Annotated in this window: 21 protein-coding genes; 7 read left to right on the top strand and 14 right to left on the bottom strand. The window is 58.9% G+C overall.

The window, feature by feature from the left end:
- Positions 1 to 284: 284 nt before the first annotated feature.
- Positions 285 to 1,025: a helix-turn-helix domain-containing protein gene (locus tag ACZ1G7_RS07055; RefSeq protein WP_472663109.1), complete on the top strand. Its 741-nt coding sequence runs from the start codon at positions 285 to 287 to the stop codon at positions 1,023 to 1,025.
- 72 nt (positions 1,026 to 1,097) lie between these two features.
- A complete protein-coding gene (locus ACZ1G7_RS07050; RefSeq protein ID WP_472663108.1) occupies positions 1,098 to 1,478 on the top strand; it encodes a VOC family protein in 381 nt (126 codons plus the stop codon).
- 304 nt (positions 1,479 to 1,782) lie between these two features.
- Here ACZ1G7_RS07050 and kce read toward each other — a convergent pair whose 3' ends face one another.
- From kce to ACZ1G7_RS07000, 10 genes are read right to left on the bottom strand one after another with little or no spacing between them, the layout of a single operon-like run.
- Positions 1,783 to 2,721 carry a 3,5-dioxohexanoate:acetyl-CoA acetone transferase gene (gene kce / locus ACZ1G7_RS07045; protein WP_472663107.1) on the bottom strand — a complete coding sequence of 313 codons (939 nt, stop codon included), beginning with the start codon at positions 2,719 to 2,721 and terminating at the stop codon, positions 1,783 to 1,785.
- A 4-nt stretch (positions 2,722 to 2,725) separates the two neighbouring features.
- Positions 2,726 to 3,745, bottom strand: a complete 1,020-nt coding sequence (locus ACZ1G7_RS07040) for a branched-chain amino acid ABC transporter permease (RefSeq protein ID WP_472663106.1) — start codon at positions 3,743 to 3,745, stop codon at positions 2,726 to 2,728.
- Complete coding sequence (locus ACZ1G7_RS07035) at positions 3,742 to 4,605, bottom strand: branched-chain amino acid ABC transporter permease (RefSeq protein ID WP_472663105.1); 864 nt, start codon at positions 4,603 to 4,605, stop codon at positions 3,742 to 3,744. The genes ACZ1G7_RS07040 and ACZ1G7_RS07035 overlap by 4 nt, the downstream gene beginning before the upstream one ends.
- Positions 4,605 to 5,315 carry an ABC transporter ATP-binding protein gene (locus ACZ1G7_RS07030; protein WP_472663104.1) on the bottom strand — a complete coding sequence of 237 codons (711 nt, stop codon included), beginning with the start codon at positions 5,313 to 5,315 and terminating at the stop codon, positions 4,605 to 4,607. The genes ACZ1G7_RS07035 and ACZ1G7_RS07030 overlap by 1 nt, the downstream gene beginning before the upstream one ends.
- Positions 5,308 to 6,036 carry an ABC transporter ATP-binding protein gene (locus ACZ1G7_RS07025; protein ID WP_472663103.1) on the bottom strand — a complete coding sequence of 243 codons (729 nt, stop codon included), beginning with the start codon at positions 6,034 to 6,036 and terminating at the stop codon, positions 5,308 to 5,310. Before ACZ1G7_RS07025 ends, ACZ1G7_RS07030 begins: the two co-directional genes overlap by 8 nt.
- Positions 6,037 to 6,047: 11 nt before the next feature.
- On the bottom strand, positions 6,048 to 7,319 hold the full coding sequence (locus ACZ1G7_RS07020) for an ABC transporter substrate-binding protein (RefSeq protein WP_472663102.1): 1,272 nt from the start codon (positions 7,317 to 7,319) through the stop codon (positions 6,048 to 6,050).
- Positions 7,320 to 7,342: 23 nt separating this feature from the next.
- Positions 7,343 to 8,272, bottom strand: a complete 930-nt coding sequence (locus tag ACZ1G7_RS07015) for a 3-hydroxyacyl-CoA dehydrogenase family protein (RefSeq protein WP_472663101.1) — start codon at positions 8,270 to 8,272, stop codon at positions 7,343 to 7,345.
- Positions 8,269 to 9,054: an SDR family NAD(P)-dependent oxidoreductase gene (locus ACZ1G7_RS07010; RefSeq protein ID WP_472663100.1), complete on the bottom strand. Its 786-nt coding sequence runs from the start codon at positions 9,052 to 9,054 to the stop codon at positions 8,269 to 8,271. The genes ACZ1G7_RS07015 and ACZ1G7_RS07010 overlap by 4 nt, the downstream gene beginning before the upstream one ends.
- Positions 9,055 to 9,058: 4 nt before the next feature.
- Positions 9,059 to 9,412, bottom strand: a complete 354-nt coding sequence (locus ACZ1G7_RS07005) for a cupin domain-containing protein (RefSeq protein ID WP_472663099.1) — start codon at positions 9,410 to 9,412, stop codon at positions 9,059 to 9,061.
- Entirely contained in the window at positions 9,412 to 10,251 is an 840-nt protein-coding gene (locus tag ACZ1G7_RS07000; protein WP_472663098.1) for a cyclase family protein, read from the bottom strand. Before ACZ1G7_RS07000 ends, ACZ1G7_RS07005 begins: the two co-directional genes overlap by 1 nt.
- A 145-nt stretch (positions 10,252 to 10,396) precedes the next feature.
- Here ACZ1G7_RS07000 and ACZ1G7_RS06995 point away from each other — a divergent pair, with 145 nt between their 5' ends.
- Entirely contained in the window at positions 10,397 to 11,137 is a 741-nt protein-coding gene (locus ACZ1G7_RS06995; protein ID WP_472663097.1) for an IclR family transcriptional regulator, read from the top strand.
- Between the two features lie 136 nt (positions 11,138 to 11,273).
- Here the strand turns inward: ACZ1G7_RS06995 and metG are convergent, their stop codons facing one another.
- The 3 genes from metG to ACZ1G7_RS06980 all read right to left on the bottom strand — a co-directional run bounded on the left by metG (position 11,274) and on the right by ACZ1G7_RS06980 (position 15,174).
- Positions 11,274 to 12,995: a methionine--tRNA ligase gene (metG, locus tag ACZ1G7_RS06990; protein ID WP_472663096.1), complete on the bottom strand. Its 1,722-nt coding sequence runs from the start codon at positions 12,993 to 12,995 to the stop codon at positions 11,274 to 11,276.
- Between the two features lie 300 nt (positions 12,996 to 13,295).
- Entirely contained in the window at positions 13,296 to 14,519 is a 1,224-nt protein-coding gene (locus ACZ1G7_RS06985; RefSeq protein WP_472663095.1) for an MFS transporter, read from the bottom strand.
- A gap of 79 nt (positions 14,520 to 14,598) precedes the next feature.
- Positions 14,599 to 15,174 carry a YceI family protein gene (locus ACZ1G7_RS06980; protein ID WP_472663094.1) on the bottom strand — a complete coding sequence of 192 codons (576 nt, stop codon included), beginning with the start codon at positions 15,172 to 15,174 and terminating at the stop codon, positions 14,599 to 14,601.
- 153 nt (positions 15,175 to 15,327) lie between these two features.
- Between ACZ1G7_RS06980 and ACZ1G7_RS06975 the strand changes: the two genes are divergently transcribed.
- Positions 15,328 to 16,368 (top strand): aldo/keto reductase, encoded by a 1,041-nt coding sequence (locus ACZ1G7_RS06975; protein ID WP_472663093.1) that lies wholly within the window; start codon positions 15,328 to 15,330, stop codon positions 16,366 to 16,368.
- 103 nt (positions 16,369 to 16,471) lie between these two features.
- On the opposite strand, the gene ACZ1G7_RS06970 is transcribed toward ACZ1G7_RS06975, so the two are convergent.
- Positions 16,472 to 17,368: a hypothetical protein gene (locus tag ACZ1G7_RS06970; protein WP_472663092.1), complete on the bottom strand. Its 897-nt coding sequence runs from the start codon at positions 17,366 to 17,368 to the stop codon at positions 16,472 to 16,474.
- 218 nt (positions 17,369 to 17,586) lie between these two features.
- Between ACZ1G7_RS06970 and bcoG the strand changes: the two genes are divergently transcribed.
- From bcoG to ACZ1G7_RS06955, 3 genes are read left to right on the top strand one after another with little or no spacing between them, the layout of a single operon-like run.
- The gene (gene bcoG / locus ACZ1G7_RS06965; protein ID WP_472663091.1) at positions 17,587 to 18,495 is read left to right on the top strand and encodes a 3-dehydrocarnitine:acetyl-CoA trimethylamine transferase BcoG; all 909 of its coding nucleotides are present in this window, start codon (positions 17,587 to 17,589) and stop codon (positions 18,493 to 18,495) included.
- On the top strand, positions 18,492 to 19,013 hold the full coding sequence (locus ACZ1G7_RS06960) for a lipocalin family protein (RefSeq protein WP_472663090.1): 522 nt from the start codon (positions 18,492 to 18,494) through the stop codon (positions 19,011 to 19,013). Before bcoG ends, ACZ1G7_RS06960 begins: the two co-directional genes overlap by 4 nt.
- On the top strand, positions 19,010 to 19,291 hold the full coding sequence (locus tag ACZ1G7_RS06955; RefSeq protein WP_472663089.1) for a hypothetical protein: 282 nt from the start codon (positions 19,010 to 19,012) through the stop codon (positions 19,289 to 19,291). The genes ACZ1G7_RS06960 and ACZ1G7_RS06955 overlap by 4 nt, the downstream gene beginning before the upstream one ends.

Below are 19,291 nucleotides of genomic sequence, written 5' to 3'. Positions count from 1 at the left end.
CGGACGTTAAAAGAGGTGGGCCCACCCTGATCGACATAGGGAGGATCGCGGTTCCCCAGCGTATGTGAAACGCCAGCGGCTTGCCTGTCACCGGTGATCGCAAAGCAGCCCGTTCGAACTGCCGCAATCCATCTGTTTGTCTGCGCGCAAAAGGCGCGCTGGTACCGGGGACGGGTTTTAGGGCCCGCGGGTTAACGGGTCATGAGCAGGGCGTACGCTCGATTGCCCTTAACGCACGCTCGCGCTAGATTTTGCGCGAATGAGACGCGGGGCTGAGCCAGATTATGTATGACCCAAAAGGCAATAGCAGGCACCGCGCGACCGAAGCCGTCCAGTTTGATCAGGCCAGCCCGCCGCCGCATCTGCGTTCTGTTGTGCATGGTTTTTTGGACCTTCGCACAGTGACGCACCTGATGCAGGACTACCGGTTTCACGCCTTGCCGGATGCCTGCACCTATTTGGTTTTTGATCAAAACAGGACGGATGTCGCGGGCGTCACGCGCCTGCAGGCCTCCTCAGAGGAGCTTAACCTTGGGCGGAATTTTCACTTCACCAATGTCCGTTTCCTGCCGGGTGTCTGGCAAACGCAGCATGTGCCGGTCTCTTACGGGCAGGTGGACGTGCCCTATACGGGCGCCTTGCCGCTGGCCGCATGGAACCGTGATCTGATCGGAAAGACATTTGCGCAAAAGCAAGAGCTTTTGATCAGCTATGTCGAAGACTTGCTGGATCGCGGATTGGTTGCCCCAAATCCCGTTACCGAGAAAATCTTCGACCAAATCGAGGAGATCTACGCGGTCGCCGACATGGCTGAGGTGGCCGAGCTTTCGCCGCGCCAATTGCAACGGGTCCTAAAAAGCAGCACAGGCTTCACCCCGCATGACTTCTTGAAGGTGATCCGGCTGCAACAATCACTGTTGGGCGAACCCTCGCTCTCCTACGCGGATCAGTCGCATTTCATCCATTCCTTCAAACGCGCCACCGGCTACACGCCCGGTCAATTTGCGAAAAAATTCGATGTCTGAAATCTACAATACCGGCGCGCGGTGACGCTTTAGACCTCTCTTCATGACCTCAAATATGCAGGAGCAAGAGAGATGACAAAGATGAACGCAATCGGATGGTTTGACATTTACGTGGATGATTTGGACCGGGCCACAGGTTTTTACGAAACCGTTTTGGGCTGCAAGTTGGAGCCTATGGGCGATCCCACCGGGGAGCTTCAAATGATGAGCTTCCCGGCCGATATGGCAGCCTACGGCGCAGGCGGCGCGCTGTCGAAATCGCCCTATGCCAAGCCGGGTCCTGGCGGCACCGTGATCTATTTCAACGCCGAGGACTGCGCCGTGCAAGAGGCGCGTGTTGAGGCAGCAGGCGGGCAGGTGATCCGGCCCAAATTCTCCATCGGCGAATTCGGCTTTGTAACGCTGTGCCAGGACAGTGAGGGTAACGTGATCGGCATCGCGTCGATGACCTGATTTTTGGCGAGTTCGGGAGCGGTGTAATGCAAAATTGCAGCGCTTCCGGATTGCCACTGGTTGACGGGGAAGCGAATGCCTGCTTCGGGCCAATACATACCAAATTTCCGAGAAAAACCTAAAGTCAGCATTCGGGGCGACAGATGCTCGTTTAACGCAGACGCGTTCAATGCAACGGCCGGAAATTTGAAGCATTATCCGAACCTTTCTTAAAATGCAGTGTCCCAAAAAACAACGAGCAGCCGTTTCTACAATTCTAAAACAAACGCCTGACCTGAAACTTCGACCAGTGGCCGCATGTGCTCTAGAAATTCACTCGGTCTCCACCCTTAAGGTCTAGTATCTCGCGGGCCTCGTCGGGGGTGGCGACCTGACATCCCAGCTCTTCGACGATGCGCCGGACTTTTGCCACTTGTTGGGCGTTGCTTTCCGCCAGCTTGCCGCGCTCGATGAACAGGCTGTCTTCCAGCCCGACGCGTACATGGCCGCCCATTTGGCTTGCGGTCGTGGCCATCGGGATTTGTGACGCGCCAGCAGCCAGGATTGACCAGCGGTAGTCATCGCCGAACAGTTTGTCGGCAGTCTTTTTCATGAAGACCAGATTGTCGATATCCGCCCCGATCCCGCCCAGAATGCCCATCACGAACTGGATGAACACCGGGGCTTTGAACAGACCCGCATCCATACAGAATTTCAGATTGTAGAGGTGCCCGACGTCATAACATTCGTGTTCGAATTTGATGTCATGGGGGGCCAGCGTCTCGGCGGCTTCGCGGATGTCGCGGAAGGTGTTGCGGAAGATGTTGCCGTCTGACTTGGCGACATAGTCCTTTTCCCAGTCGAACTTCCAATCATCATCACTGTAACGTTTGGCGAGCGGATGAAAGCTGAAATTCATCGACCCCATATTCATGCTGCACATTTCTGCGCTGAAGGTCGCCGCCGGGTTGATCCGGTCTTGGATCGACAATGTCAGCGACCCGCCGGTCGAGATGTTCACCACCGCGTCGGTCGCCTGTTTGATCCGCCCCAGGAATGGTTTGAAATCATCCGGGTTGACTGAAGGTGCTCCGGTTTCATTGTCCCGCGCGTGCAGATGCAGGATAGAGGCGCCCGCCTCCGCGGCCTCAATCGCTTGGGTCGCGATGTCGTCATAGGTGTAGGGCAGGGCGTCCGACATGGTCGGCGTGTGGATCGCGCCGGTGACCGCGCAGGTGATGATAGTGCGCTGTTGTTTCGCCATTGGGTTAGTGTCCTTTGTCGGCGTCGCCGGTGCGCACGCGGTAGCTGAGAGGGAAGAGTTCAAGATCAAAGCGGCTGCGGATCAGGCCCCAGACGCCTTTTGGGGCTTTCAGCATGATCCCGATAGCGACCAGCCCAAGCACGATCAGATAGATGGTGCCTAGGTCGGCCAGCGTTTCGCGCAGCAGGAAGAACAGGATCGTGCCGATGATCGGCCCTTCCAATGTGCCGATCCCACCGATCACCACGATGAAGATCACGAAGGCCGTCCAGTCATTGACCGAGAACGCCGCATCCGGTGAGATGCGCAGTTTTTGCAGAAAGATCAGGCCGCCGATGATCGCCGTGAAGGCGGAGGTCACGACATAGACCTCAAGCTTGGTGCGCCAGATGTTGATGCCCAGACCAGCGGCGGCCACTTCACTGTCGCGGATCGCTGTTAGCGCCAGGCCACGGTTTGAGCGCAGGAACAGGTAGACACAGGCCATGACGGTGATGGCGGCGCCGAGGGCCAGCCAATAGCTGAGCGCCTCGCGCCCCGAACGGGACGCAGCCAAGGATTTGACGACATTCACCGGCAGCGATGACCCTGAGCCGCCCCCCAGTGATGAGGCTTGCGCAAAGCTGAGGCGGAAGACCTCCGCCATGACCCATGTACCGATGGCGAAATAGGCACCCTTGAGGCGGAAGATGAGGGCCGCGATGGGGACAGAGAGAAGCGCGGCAAGTATGCCGCCTGCGAGGATCGCGACGATTGGGTGCAATCCGGCAAACATCGTCAGGGCGAAGAGCAGATAGCCCCCGAAGCCCACATAGGCTTGCTGCCCAACGGATACGAGGCCCGCGTAGCCTGCCATGAGGTTCCACAGCATGGCGAGTGAAAGGTAGAGGTAGATTTCCCCCAAGAGCCGCAGATCAGCCCGGCCTGCCCACCAAGGGGCTGCGGCCAGCACGATCAGGCCAAGGGCTGCGATCAACATGGCCACTTGTGCCGACCGGCTGGTTCTGACGATGCGCGTGCTCAATGGGATACCCTCGGAAACAGGCCCTGCGGGCGGATGGCGAGCACGACGAGGAACGCGATGTGACCGGCCAGCAATTGCCATCCGGGGTCAATCTTGGCCCCGATGGTTTGGGCAACGCCAAGGATGACACCGCCCGCCAGCGTGCCCCACAGGTTGCCGAGCCCGCCGATGATCACGGCCTCAAACCCAAAGATCAGCCGTGCGCCGCCAACGGATGGATCAAAGCTGGTGCGCACACCAAGCAGGATGCCCGCGATTGCGGTGACCGCGAGGGCGAGCGCCATGGCCATGCCAAACACATGCGCCTTGTTCAGGCCCATCAGCTGCGCGATGTCCGAATTGTCGGATGTCGCGCGGAAGGCGCGGCCCAGCGCCGTGCGGTAGAATATGAATTGCAGCCCTGCGATGACCGCGACCGCAATGCCAAATGTCAGCAGCGGCAAGACGCCAAGCGTCAGGCCACCGACGGGCACGCTGGCGGTTTCGATCAGGCCTGCGTTCATCTTTTGCGGATCGGCGGAATAGGCCTCAAGCAGCGCGTTTTGTAGGATGACCGACAGGCCGAACGTCACCAGCAGCGGCGGCAGGATATCATCGCCAAGCGTGCGGTTCAGGATGCCCCGTTGCAGCACGTAGCCGATGCCCGCCATGGCGGGCATGACGATCAACAGGGCGACAAACGGATGAATGCCCAGCATGACCGTGGTCGACAGGCCCATATACGCGGCCAGCACGATCAGATCGCCATGGGCGATATTCACCAGCCGCATCACCCCAAAGATAAGCGACAATCCGGCGGCGAAAAGCGCGTAGAGCCCGCCCAGAAGCGTGCCTTGCACGATGGCAGAAATCCAATCCATTAGGCCTCTACTCCGAAATAGGCGCGGGTGATGTCGTCGCGTGAAATGCTGTCAGTTGCACCCGATAGCGACACACGGCCTTCCTGCAGGCAATAGACCCGCGATGAGACGGACAGCGCTTTGCTGATATCCTGTTCCACGATCACGGCGGTCATGCCGTCGCCAACGACCTGGGGCAGCGCGTCGTAGATGGATTTGATGATGACAGGGGCAAGGCCAAGGCTGATTTCATCAAACAGGATCAGATCGGGGTTCGCCATGAGCGCGCGCGCGATTGCCACCATTTGCTGCTGGCCGCCGGATAACGTGGTTGAGGCCTGGTCTTTGCGTTCCTCAAGGATCGGGAACAGGGCATAGACTTTTTCAAGCGACCACGGCCCTGCGCGCCCGGTCTGCGCCCCGATCATCAGGTTCTCGGCGACCGACAGCGACGGGAACAGCTGGCGGCCTTCGGGGACCAGCGCGATGCCTTTGCCCGCGACCTGGTCCGCACGCAACGCGCCTATGGCCTCGCCTTGATAGCTCACCTGTGCCGCGTCGTTCTTCAACAGCCCGGCGATGGAGCGCAACAGAGTCGTCTTACCCGCGCCATTCGCGCCGATGATGGCGACGACCTCGCCTGCGGCGATCTGCATATCGATGCCAAACAGGGCTTGGAAATCGCCATAATGCGCATCCAGATTGCGCAGCGACAAAACGGGATCAGGCATCGGCGGCGATCCCCAGATAAATCTCTTTCACTTCGGCGCTGTTCATGATGGCTTTGGGCTCGCCTTCAGCAATCTTGCGCCCGAAGTCGATGACGATCAGCCGCTCGGCGACGGCCATCAGGGCATGGACGACATGTTCGATCCAAATGATCGTGGTACCGTTTGCGTGGATGCGTTTGATCGTGTCTATCAGGGCGCCGCATTCGGCGTCGGTCAGCCCGCCGGCGATTTCATCGAGCAAGAGCAGCTTGGGCTTGGCTGATAGTGCGCGGGCCAGTTCCAGCCGCTTGCGTTCAAGCAAGGATAGCGATCCGGCACGCATATTGGCTTTGTCGAAAAGGCCCGTTTCTTCCAGTACATTAAGCGCGTGATCCTCAGCCTCGCGCCCGCGCAAACCAGCCCCTTGGGTGGCCCCGACAAGGGCGTTTCCAAACACCGTCATGCCGACAAAAGGTTGCGGGATCTGGAAGGATCGCGCCACGCCCATCTTGCAGCGCGCCGCGGCTGGCAATTTGGTGATGTCTCGCCCGTCAAACCGGATCGTGCCGCTGTCTGCGCGCAACGCCCCGGTGATCAGGTTAAAAAGCGATGTCTTGCCCGCACCGTTGGGCCCAAGAATGCCGACGGCTTCCCCTTGGGCCACGTCAAAGCTGCTGGCGTCGGCCACGGTCACCGCGCCGAACGACTTTTGCAGGTCTTTGATGGACAGAAGTGCGGACAAGACAGGTTTCCTTAGCTCAGCAGTTTCAGCTTGCCGCCCACTGGGATGTTGGGCGCGGCTGCGTTGTTGGTGATGACCAGTTCCATCGCGTCGCCGGTTTTCTGCCACTGGCCCGCGACCAGCGGGGTTTTGGTGACATTGGGCACAGGGCCCGCGCCAAAGTTCACGTCGCCCACGATGGTGGACATGTTGGTCGCTTTGATCGCATCGACAATTGCCATTGGGTCATCCAGGTCGGCGGCACGCGCTACGACATCGCGCACCACCTCAAACAGCGCATGTTTGAAGCCAATGGGTTGGGTCCAAGGACGCCCCGTCGCGGCGGTATACCCGTTCGCCAGATCACCCGCGCTTTGCCCTGTCAGGGAAGAGTTGAACGGGTGGTTCGGGCTCCACCAAATCTCAGAGGTCAGCCCATCGCCCCGATCACCAAGGCTTTCGATAACGGATGGGAACAGAAGCGCCTTGCCGATGGTCACAACCTTCGGGCGGAAATCCTGCTGCGCGGCTTGCGCCCAGAAGGTCGCGAAATCCGGTGGGATCATGTTGCCGGTGATGATCTCGCAGCCTGCGTCTTTGAAAGCGGCGATGTAGTTGCTGAAATCATCGTTGAGCGGCTGGTACCTGCCCGGATCAGTCAGGGTATAGCCCGCCTCAGACAGTGGTTTGGGGAAGCCCAGCTCTGGATCGCCCCAAGCGTTGCCGTCCGCATCATTGGGGAACAGCCCGCCGATGTTCTTAGCGGCACCGGAACTGCCCCAAAGATCAAGGAAGTTGCCGATGACATCTTCAAGGCCCCAGAAGAAATGGTAGGTAAAATCAAAGCCTTGCGCCGGGTTGCCGTTGCGTCCGAAGAAATAGGGCTGCCACGGACAATCTGTGGTGATGCAGGGCACTTCATTGATCTCGGCCTGATCGGAAACCGGGTTTGTCGTGTCGGGCGTCGAGGCCGCGACCATGATGTCGACCTCATCGCCCAAGATCAGGTCAGCGGCGACTTCGGCGGCGCGGTTGGGGTTGGACTGGCTGTCTTTCGAGATGATCTCGATATTGTAGGACTTACCGTTATTCTCCACGCCGCCCGACAGGGCCGCCTTGATGCCTTCGAGGACGAAATCGTCCGCTTCGGCAAAGCCTGCGAGCGGCCCGGTCCGTGGGCTGACATGGCCCACCTTGATCGTCGGCGCCTGTGCATAGGCGCGGCCGGATGTCAGGATTGCGGGGGCTGCGACAGTTGCGGCGAGCCCACCCAATACGTGGCGTCTGTTTGGTGTCTTTTTCATCTTTGCTCCTCCCAAAGCTATGGTCAGTCGGGTAAAATTTCTTCCAGTTTCTTGAGGTGTTCGGCAACGCGGGCTTTCGTCTCCTCCAGATCGCCCGGTTTCCAGTCGCGCAAACCTGCGCCTGCGGCCATGCCGCTGCGACCCGCATCGCGCATCTTTTGTAGGTAAGGGGACGGGGTGCCTGAGGTGTCTAGGTCGAACAGAACCTGGGTGTGGATGTCTTGGGTCAGTTCCAGCCCGACAAGGTCTGCGTTTTCTAGAGGGCCAAGCACCGCGAGCCTGCGGCCAAAGCTGGCCTTAACCACGTTGTCCACCGTTTCGGCGTCGCAGATGCCATTCTCGACCAGAGAAATCGCCTCGCGCCACAGCGCATGTTGCAAGCGGTTGCCGATGAAGCCGGGGACGTCCTTTTCGACCATCGCGGGGGTCTTGCCCGCTTGGGCCAGCAGGTCAAACATGCGCTGCGCCAGCGTGGGATCGGTCCATTCGGTTTTGACCACTTCCACCAGCGGGATCATATGCGGCGGGTTCCACCAATGGGTGCCTAGTGCGCGGTGGCGACCAGACAGACCGCCCATGATTTTGGAGATTTGAATGACGGATGTGTTCGATGCAAGGATCGCGTCTTCTGGCGCGTGGGCTTCGATATCCGCGAAAATCCGTTGCTTCAGCTCGAGCTTTTCGGGGGCTGCTTCAAAGACAATATTGGCGTCGCTGACAGCATCGGCCACGTCATTCGCAAGGCGCACGCGTCCTATGGTCTCTTCGACTTCATCCGTATCAGCACCAAGCAACGTCAGGCTTTCAGCAATGCGTGCAGGACAGGTGGCCAGCATATCGGCGACCGGGTCGGTCACGCTGACCGGGTGCCCAGCACGGGCGAAAGTCAGGGCAATGCCATGCCCCATCAACCCAGCGCCGATCACGGCGATATGTTGTGCCGCGTGTGTCATCCTGCGGTGTAGCCGCCATCGGCGTAAAGAATGTGCCCGGTGTAGAAATCCGACGCCGCCGAGGATAAGAACAGCAGCGGCCCGGCGAGGTCTTCGGGCTCACCCAAACGCCCCTTGGGCACGCGGGCGAGGAAGCCGTTTCGCACGGCGGTCGCCTCCTCCGTGTCTTCAAACATCCACGCGGTCAGGGGCGAGCGGAACACCGTCGGCGCGATTGCGTTCACAGTGATGCCCGTTGGCCCCAGCTCGCACCCCAACGATTTGGTCATACCATCTACGGCGGCCTTGGACGCACAATAGGCGGTGTAGCCTGCCGGGTGGCCCAATAGACCACGGGCAGAGGAGACGAACACGATCTTGCCGCCGTCGCCTTGCGCCTTCATCTGCGCCGTGACCGCACGCGCGATCAGCCAGCTTTGGGTGACATTGGCGTCCATCACCCCATCAAAAGTCTCAGGCGCCATATCTTCGATCTTGGCCACCTTGTTCATGCCAGAGGCCACGACCAGAATGTCGACCCGCCCGAAGGCCTTGACCGCCTCGGCCACCATATCGGCGCAGGCGGCTTCGCTGTCCGGGCGGGCGTTGATCTGGTGGACCTCACCGGTGCATTTGGCAGCAACTTCGGCCATGGCCGCGGCATTGCCTGCGGCCAGCACGACCTTGCAACCAGCACCCGACAGACATTGCGCGGCAACCGCACCAAAGGCCCCGGACGCGCCGGTGATCAGGGCAACCTTGCCCTTCACGTCGAACATGGAAAGTGGGTTGTCGAGCGACATGGGGCTACTCCGGTCTTTTACCGCCGGGATACGGGATCACGACGAGCATTTTGCAGATGTGGTTGGTCTTGTTCTCGATCCGGCGGACCTCACCCGGGGGGATGGTGCAGCTGTCCATCGGGCCAAGGACGGTTTCAGCGCCATCCACCTCGACGGTCATTTCGCCTTCAAGAACGACATAGACTTTCTCGAACGGGGTGCTGTCAGGACCAGCGCCGCCGCCGGGAAGGAATTGCGAAAAGCCGATCCATTGGTTTTCCGGCCCGCCGTCTTCAAACCCTTGCAACCGCAGCCCGGTGACGCCCCAATGGTTAGGGGCGTCATATGTTTCAGCGTCGGCAAATCGCTTGAGGTGCATCAGAAAGCCTCTCCAGCTTCGATGCGGTAGGCTTGCTGTTTGTCAGTGATCGCAACCAGGCGGATGATGCAGCCGTCGCCGCGGTCCCAGTTCCAAGGGAAGAACGCAAAGGTGACGCGTTTACCGGTGACGGCATCCAGATCGCCGCCTACGTTTTCGATGCCCAGAATGCCGTTGGAAAACAGGGTGTTGTGTACCGGCTCCCATTCGGGGAAGTCATCTTTCCAGTCATTGCCGCCGGACCATTCCTTATACTCTTCCTCAAGGTGAGGCAGAATCGGGCCGTTGCGCTGCGGGCCGATGGCTGTGGCAAGCGGGTGGTCATTGGCTTGCGTGTCGTGGCCGACAACCTTCACACCCTTTTCCACCATCCAATCGGCGGCAGAAGGCACCAGGCCGGGGCAATAGGCAAAGTAATCGCCATCTTCATATTGCTTGTGCCAGCCGGTGTTGATGATCAACACATCGCCTTTGCGGATCGCATGACCGCAGGCCTTTTCCAGATCCTCGCCCGTGATGCTTTCCCACTTCTTCTTGGGGATCGACACGACAAGACCGGAGCCGAAGAAATGCGGCAGCGGCACTTCGTCGATGAACGGCGTGCCCTGAACAACATGGGCGGGCGCGTCGATATGCGTGGTGACGTGCATCGTTGTGGTGATGGTTTGGCTGAGGACGCCAGACTTCGCCATGTAATGCTTCCGCTCGATCGCGACGTCTTTGAAATAAGGCCAGTTTGGGCACTGGTAGCCAAACCGATGGCTCAGGTTCACGAACTCGAGCCCCATGTCGTTGTTCAGATTGTCCTGAAAATCAATTCCGCGGATTGTTACAGTCATCGTTCTCTCCCAAAGACGTCAAATCAAGTGTTTCGCATTATGGTGCAATATGTACCGTATTGCGGTCAACTATTGATTTCTAATTTTTGCACCTTTAGGATATTCGCAACGCCAGAACCGAAATATGCGAAGTGAGGCCAATAGATTGAACGTCCAGGAAACCCATAAAACACAAGGCATTCAGGTCATTTCGCGGGCCGCCGACATCTTGCGTGTGTTAGGGGCAAACTCTGGCGGACTAAGCCTTGGGCAGATCGCGCGTAAAGTCGAATTGCCCCGCTCTACGGTACAGCGGATCGTCAGTGCGCTGATCCATGAAGGCCTTGCCGCATCCGATGGAGGCAATGGGGGAATCAGGCTCGGTGATGAAATCCGGGTGCTGGCAAATGCACCTGCTTTTGATTTGCGCGAGTACTTTCGCCCGCTCTTGGAGCAGATCGCTGCGGCAACATCCGAGACGGTGGATCTTGCGGTGCTCGAGGGGCCGCACATGCGGTTCATCGATCAAATTGAAGGCAGCCAGCGGCTCCGAACTGTCTCAACAATCGGTGACAAGTTTCCGCTCACGACAACGGCCAATGGGAAAGCAGCTCTTGCGCAGTTGAGCGAAACCTCGGCGCGCGCGCTGATTTCAGCGGAACTCGGTTCTGATGGAGATGTCGACGCACTGATGGCGGAGCTGTCCCGCATTCGGGACGGCGCTATCGCGAGCGATCTCGGTGAACATTCGGAAGAGGTCTGCGCGTTGGGCTTTGCTGTCATCGGCCCCAACAAGGAGATCGCAGCGATCTCTGTTCCGGTTCCGAGTAGCCGATTTCATCGGATTAAGGCTGATCTCACAAAGAAACTGGACCGAATTAAAGGCAAAGATATTTTGCCAGTTTAAGAGTACTTAACTCCGCTCGAACGCCCGACTTCGATCTCTGATCGTCGATGTTGTTGGGCGGAAATGAATGAAGCGGACATTGGCACAGTCGCAACGAAAGGGTAGTTTGGTGCCGCATAGGCGACATTGAAACAGCTTAGCCTCTCTCGCCCGCGAATCGCGCCGCCCAATCCTCACGCTGCTCGTCTGTGATTTTGGCAAAAAGAACATCCGGCACGGTGAAGGCGTGACCTGCGGGCAAGGCGGTTAGCGCGGCCTCGACATCGTCGGGCCAGCTGGTGTCGAGCGTATTCATGCCAGACAACATCTTGGCGGCGGCCTCCGGGATGAAGGGCGCAGACAGTACAGCGTAGACGCGGATTAGGTTGAGAGCGAGGCGAATTTGCGCGGCGGCTTTATCGGGATTGGTTTTGAAGACGGTCCAGGGCGCTTCCGCCTGCAAATATTCGTTTCCGGCGGTCCAGATGCCCCGCAGCTCATTCGCGGCTTTGCGGACTTCCATATCGGCCATAAAGCCTTCGTAAGCTCTGATTTTATGAGTTAAATCAGCGATGAGTGTGGTTTCAGAGTCTCCGAACTCGCCGCCTTCGGGCACGGCCTCTGAGAATTTGGAGCGGCAGAATTTTGTGACACGGCTCACAAAATTGCCCAGTACATCGGCCAGGTCCTTGTTCACCCCGGCCTGGAAATTTTCCCAGGTAAACTCGCTGTCAGAATTCTCCGGCGCATGGCTCAGCAGCCACCAACGCCAGTAATCGGCAGGCAAGATGTCGAGCGCCTGATCCTGAAAGATGCCGCGCCCCTGCGACGTGCTGAACTGCCCACCATCATAGTTGAGGTAGTTGAACGACTTGATGTAGTCGACCAGTTTCCACGGCTCGTTCGAGCCCATGATTGTGGCCGGGAAGCTGAGCGTATGGAAAGGCACGTTGTCCTTGCCCATGAATTGCACGTAGCGCACGTCATCGGCGCCCTTGTCAGTGCGCCACCAACGCTCCCAATCTCCGCCGGTCTTGTCGGCCCATTCCTTGGTGGCCGCGATATATTCGATGGGCGCGTCGAACCAGACATAGAAGACCTTGCCCTCCATGCCCGGCCAATCGGAGTCGCCACGTTTGACCGGCACGCCCCAGTCCAGATCGCGGGTGATACCGCGATCCTGCAACCCGTCGCCGTCATGGAGCCATTTCTTGGCGATGGATGTGGTCAACACGGGCCAAGGTTTGTCTCTGACGGTTTTGCTGTCGATCCAATCGGACAGCTTGTCCTTCAGCTGGCTTTGCTTGAGGTAGAGATGCTTGGTGTCGCGCACCTCCAGATCGGTGGAGCCGGAAATAGCGCTGCGCGGCTCGATCAGATCGGTCGGGTCCAGCTGCTTGGTGCAGTTTTCGCATTGGTCGCCGCGGGCTTTATCGTAGCCGCAATTGGGGCAGGTGCCCTCAATATAGCGATCCGGCAGAAACCGCCCGTCGGCATGGGAATAAAACTGCTGCTCGGACACTTCCTCGATCAATCCTTCATCGGCCAAGCGGCCCGCGAAATGCTGGGTGAGCGCGCGGTTTTGATCTGAGGATGATCGGCCAAAATGATCAAAGCTCAGGCCAAAGCCTTCGCCGATGCGGGCTTGAACCTCATGCATTTCGGCGCAGAACTCGGCAACTGGTTTGCCTGCCTTTTTGGCAGCCAACTCAGCAGGCGTCCCATGCTCGTCTGTGGCGCAGATGAACATCACCTCGTCGCCCCGCGCGCGGCAGTAGCGGGCGTAAAGATCGGCTGGAAGCTGAGAGCCGACAAGATTGCCCAGATGCTTGATCCCGTTGATATAGGGGATTGCGGAGGTGATGAGGATACGGGCCATAAGACGCGCCTTCGTTGTTCAGGTTTCCCCCTGTAAACCAAGGCCGCGCAAGGTGCTAGTGCCGGAGCCTCGGGCGGGAATATTTTTGAAACAATGAAGTTGGGTCCGCCGCCTAGCCTCAACGGGCCCAAGCCAGCTTCATCATCTGCGGCCATCGGCAGTCCTATCTGGCCCGGAACCACATGGTGCATTTGCCTTGGCCAAGTAAGCCTGGCCACATCTTCATTGTTTCAAAAATATTCCGGGGGTGAGGCGCATCGCCCCCTGCTACCGCGCCGCCGGCAGGCGGCGCAAAACCTGCTATTCCTTGTCGCGCTGTCGTTTCAATAGTCGTCCAATCGTGATCGACGTGCGCGGCGTGTAGACGTACGGTGTTTTGGCGTCGACGGTTTTACGGACTTTCATGCGGCTGAGGCCAAACAGGATCAGCGCGGCATGGCCTGCGGAGATCAGCAAGAACAGCGCTTGTGGCCCGAATGCGTCAATCAGGCCCGAGGCGACCAGAGGCGAAGCAATCGCGCCAATGGCGTAGAAAAACATCAAGGCGGCGGATAGCTCTACGCGTTCTTCTGAGCTTGCGAAATCATGGGCATGCGCGGCGGAGACCGAAAAGATCGGGAAGGTCGTGATGCCAAAGAGAATGGCAGCGACCATTACCGCGGCCGTGCCGCCGCCGGCCAGCAAGATGGTGACAGCACAGGACATGATCGCCGCGACCGACAGCCAAATCAGCACCCAGCGTCGGTCATATTTATCCGCAGCCCAGCCGGCGGGGTATTGTGCAAGCGCGCCGCCCAGCACGAAGGCTGCCAGAAAATACCCGATTTGTTCCGCGCCAAGCCCGACCTCCTGACCATAGATTGGGCCGACCATACGGAAGGCGGCTGAGGTCAACCCCGCCACCATCACGCCCGCGACGGCCAGTGGCGATTTGGCCCAGGCAAGTTTTGGGCGCAAACGCGGGGCGGTGGGCGTTTCGGGTTGCTTGATGGTCGTCAGCGTCAACGGAAGAAGCGAGGCGCAACATAGCAGGGCCAGCAGGTTGTAGGAAACGTAAGAGGCGGGCTCCAACACGCCAATCATCAGCTGCGCCACCAACGACGCGCCCATGTCGACAATACGGTAGGTGCCCATCGCGCGGCCGCGCGTTTCATTGGTGACTTTGGCGTTCAGCCAAGCCTCGATCACCGTGTAGCAGCCCGCCACGCAAATGCCGGAGGCCACGCGCATCAGCGCCCATGCATAGGGGTCGATCACCAGCATATGGGCCAAAAGCCCTATGGCGCCGGATGCGGTGAAGGCCGCAAAAGCGCGGCTATGCCCGACAGAGCCCATCAGGCGCGGCGCCCACCAGCAGCCGATGAAAAAGCCGATGAAATGCGCGGAGCCCAAAAGCCCCACTTGTTGGGTCGAAAAATCCAGTGCCAAGCCGGACAGCGCATCCAGCGGGCCCACGCCGCCAGAGCTGAGCTGCAACAAGATGACAGATAAAAACAAAGCGGCGAAGGAAATGAGCATGCGCATGATCTGAGCTAGACCATGCGCATGCGCCGGATGCTATCAGGTTTTCGACGCGAAACGTCGAATATAGCACCTTGCCCGACTATTTTTTGACACGCGCCACAATATCAAGCTGCACCTGATCATCCACCAAGTTGCTATATCCTGTCGCACCAAAAGCGCTGCGGCTTAGTGTGCCGTTCAGCCGGAAGCTGAGACGGGACAGATCATTCGGATCGGTGCCGCGTTGCCGAAACAGCGCTGCGTTCAGGGTTACGGGCCGGCTGACACCGCGCATCGTCAGCGTGCCGTCAATTTGCGCGCCATCTGACAATCGGCCGGACCCGTTCAGCCGGATCCGCGTGGATTGGAACCGAATGGTCGGATGCGCCTTTGCATGGAGGACGCTAGCCCCTTTCAGCGCTTCGGTGGCGAAGAACAGCCCCGTTTTAGCGCGGCGCACATCTACGGTGACATCCACACGCGAGTTGCGCAGATTTTGCAGATCAATCGCGATATTTGATGCGGTGACCGGCATCTCGCCGCGCGCATCCGCCGCGTTCAGTTTGAAGATAAAGCCAACCTGCGATTTGTCGGACTCCAGCGCGTAGGCTTGGGGTGCGGCAAAAAGGGCTGCGGGCAACAAGAGGGTAATAACCAGGGCGAGCAGTCTGAGCATGAGGTCTCTCCTTGTGAACTTAAGCTAGAGGGAAAACGCCTGAAGGCCGCTCTTTATTCATTCACACGCGATCACTGTGACGTGCGTGCTTGCCCCTGCGCGGCAATGCGCTAGCTTGGCAAAAAACAAATCTCCCTCAGAAAGCTCGCGCTCATGAAAACCATTCCGCTTGGACAAACCGATATTCAGGTCTCGCAACTTTGCCTTGGGTCGATGACCTGGGGGACGCAAACCTCAGAGGCGGGTGGCCACGCGCAAATGGATATGGCGTTGGATGCGGGCATCAATTTCATCGACACGGCGGAGGCCTACCCGGTCAACCCGATGAACAAGGAAAACGCCGGAAAGACGGAGGCCATCATCGGCACCTGGCTGGCGGACCGCGGCAAACGTGACGATGTGGTCATCGCCAGCAAATGCGCAGGGGCGGGAAATTACATTCGCGACGGAGAAGAGATATCCGGCAAGGTGATCCATGAGGCGGTCGAGGGCTCACTCAAGCGGATGCAAACGGACTATATCGACCTCTACCAACTGCATTGGCCCAACCGGGGCAGCTATATGTTCCGCCAGAATTGGACCTATGACCCGTCGGGCCAGGACAAAGCCGCAAGCCGCGCGCATATGGAAGATGTGCTAGGCGCGCTGCAGCGCGAGGTTGATGCGGGCCGCATCCGCGCCTTCGGGCTGAGCAATGAAAGCGCCTGGGGCACCTGCCAATGGCTGGATGTGGCCGAAAAAATGGGCGGGCCACGGGTTGAAACGATGCAGAACGAATACTCGCTGCTGTGTCGGATGTATGACACCGATATGGGGGAGCTGGGCCACAATGAGCAGATCACCCTGCTGGCGTTTTCGCCTTTGGCGACCGGCCTTTTGACTGGCAAATACCAAGGCGGAGCGGTGCCCGAAGGCTCCCGCGCCTCAATCGGACCAACATTGGGTGGGCGCATGTCGGAGCGGGTTCTGCCTGCCGCGCAGCTCTATCTGGATATTGCTGCCAAGCACGGACTTGATCCGGTGCATATGTCGCTGGCCTGGTGCAACCAGCGCCCGTTCCCAGTCAGCCCGATCTTTGGGGCCACGACCACTGAGCAATTGCAGCATATCATCGATGGCAAGGATTTGGTTCTGAGCGCGGAGGTCATGGCCGAGATCGACGAGGCGCAGCGCGCCATCCCGATGCCCTATTGATGGAAATTCGCGCGGCGCTTGCCTCGGAACTTGCCACAGTCCGCCTCTCGGCTACTGCGCGGACGGGCTCGACCGGGTGTCTTTTGAAAAGCAGCTGCAAGTGCTAGTCAAGGCGAGGCAAATCCGGTCGGCGGGCGGCGTCTAACGAGCGGTCCACAAAACGGATGTAGCGTGCAATTTCCTCAAGGTGACCTTCCCAGTCGGGGACGCACCGGTATTGCGCCTCATAGAGTTCGCAGTCGCGGCTCCTTTTGCTGAACTCTATCAGCTCCTCAAAATGGATCGTTGTCAGATCAGCGTCCTCGGCGAAAGAAAGGGAGCCGACGTCACAGCGATCATTGCATCTCATAACGACGTAGCGCCCCTGAAAAAGACGCTGGGTGGAAAGGTATATCCGCGACAAGTTGGCGTCATCTGATTTAAGTCTGCTGAAGTCCACCGTCGCGGGCTCCAGCAATGCGAGGCGCGACGCGTGGGTTGGGCGGTCAAATGCATTCTTCCCGGTCAAAGCATGATAGGTATAGTGGAAGCCGGGCTCCCGCTTGAAAAACGTCCCATCGTGCAGGCGCAACTTATCCCCAAAGTCATTCCAATACCCTGCCGAGCGCGTGCCGCAATGGGTGTAAAATGAGAATGCCTGACGGTCGAGCGACGCGCCGCGTTGGAACACGCCGTCTGTCACCTGCGTCTGGTCGCGGCTGTCGGTTGTGATGTGGCATTCGTCCGCTGACGTGGGGTGATACCGATGTGGGAGGCTGAAAAATTGCCCCGACATTGACTTTACGACATGGCCTTGCGGGATATCGGTGCAGTCATATTCGGTACAAAACGCGGCCCATTCCTCTGCTTTCGAGATGGCGGCTTGCTGATACTGCACGGTCTCCCACGGTTCTGGAATGGGCATGGTTTTGAACGTGTAGACCACAAAGGCAAAGACGCCCGCACTAAGCAAGGCAAAGACCAACAGCCCCGTGATCAGGGTGTCTTTGAAAAAGCGCATTATGTTCATAGCTGACCTACTAATCTCAAAAATATGACCTCACTATGGCCCGAACTTATAGGTGCCTTGCTGTCAGCGCGCGGCCTTTTTGTATGAGACGCGCCAGATCGTTTTTCCGCAGGTTTCGGTAAATGGCCGTTTTGGCCGCAAAGTGTCGAAAACCAGCTTGATACTTGCACGCGAAACTGGCCCTCTTCAAAAAAATGAAAGGGAGCCCAATGCCGCTGACCATGAACCGAGATGTTTTCATCACTTGCGCCGTGACCGGATCGGGGTCCACCCAAGACCGCAGCCCGCATGTGCCGCGCTCGCCCAAACAAATCGCCGACAGCGCGATTGCCGCGGCCAAGGCGGGAGCTGCGATTGTGCATTGCCATGTGCGCGACCCGAAAACGGGCGTGCCCTCACGCGAGCTGAGCTACTACCGCGAAGTGACAGAGCGTATTCGCGACGCCGAGGTCGATGTGGTGCTGAACTTGACCGCGGGTATGGGCGGTGACATGATTTTTGGGTCGCCCGAGCGGCCATTGCCGCTCGCGGATGGCACCGACATGATCGGGGCCGCAGAACGCGTGCAGCATGTGGCTGAATGCTTGCCGGAAATTTGCACGCTTGATTGCGGCACGATGAATTTTGCGGAAGCGGACTACGTGATGACCAACACACCCGGTATGCTTACCGCAATGGGCCGCATGATGACCGAGCTTGGCGTGAAGCCAGAGATTGAGGCGTTCGACACCGGCCATTTGTGGTATGCCAAGCAGTTGGTGAAGGACGGCGTGCTCGACAGCCCCGCGCTGGTCCAGCTGTGCATGGGGGTGCCCTGGGGCGCGCCCAATGACCTGAACACGTTCATGGCTATGGTCAACAATGTCCCCGAGGACTGGACCTGGTCGGCCTTCTCACTGGGAAGGGATCAGATGCCTTACGCTGCGCAAGCTGTGCTGGCGGGCGGCAATGTACGGGTGGGGCTGGAGGACAACCTGATGCTCGACCGCGGGGTTTTGGCGACCAATGAAGCCTTGGTCGGACGCGCTGTCGAAGTCATCGAACGGCTGGGGGCGAATATTATGGGGCCTGACGCAGTGCGCGAAAAGCTCGGGCTTGTGAAGCGGGCGCCGAAATGAGGGCGCTTGCCCTCATCGCGCTGATGCTGGTGGCGGGCTGCGCCAGCGTTGTGCCGCCCAGCTACCGCGACACGAGCGTTCTAATCTCTTCCAAGGCGGCGTTTGACGCGCAGGCCTATGCGGGGACCTGGTATGAGATCGCGAGCTATCCAACTCCGTTTCAGGAAGGATGCACCCGAACGCAGGCCTCGTACACCGCTCGGCTGGAAGGCGGGTATGACGTGCTGAACCAATGCCTGGTCAGCCGACAGCTCAAGGAAATCAGCGGCACCGCATTGCCCGACGGGCCCGGGCGTTTGCTGGTCTCATTCAAAGGCGTGCCCTTTGTCAAAGCGCCTTACTGGGTGCTGTGGGTCGATGCGGATTATGAGACGGCCGTGGTCGGCAGCCCATCGGGACGGGGCGGCTGGATCCTCAGCCGCACGCCGGACATTCGCGATGACAAGCTGACCGCAGCGCGCCAGATACTAGCGTTCAATGGGTATGACTTGGGCGCGTTGAGGATGACCCCGCAATGATTTTGTTCCTGTTGCTGCTGGTCGCTCTTGTTCTCGCGATCCTGCTGTCGGTTTTTGGCGGGCGGTTCGAGATACGCAAGCCCGCGATCATTTTGACAGGGCTGGGTGTCGCCGGGGCGGTGTTTTTCTTTGCCCTTCTTGGGATCACGGACAATGGGGCATTTGCGATCTTGGCGATGATTGGCCCGTTGGTTTGCCTGATTTCGGTGATTGGATTGTTGAGCCTGGCCATTTTGTGGGCCTATCGCCGCTGGAGCGGCTTTTACGAGGAGCGTTGA

Source organism: Litoreibacter sp. JB4-2 (genome assembly GCF_055693445.1).
Note: the sequence above shows the minus strand (reverse complement) of the source record. Positions and strands in the feature narration are given on the sequence as shown.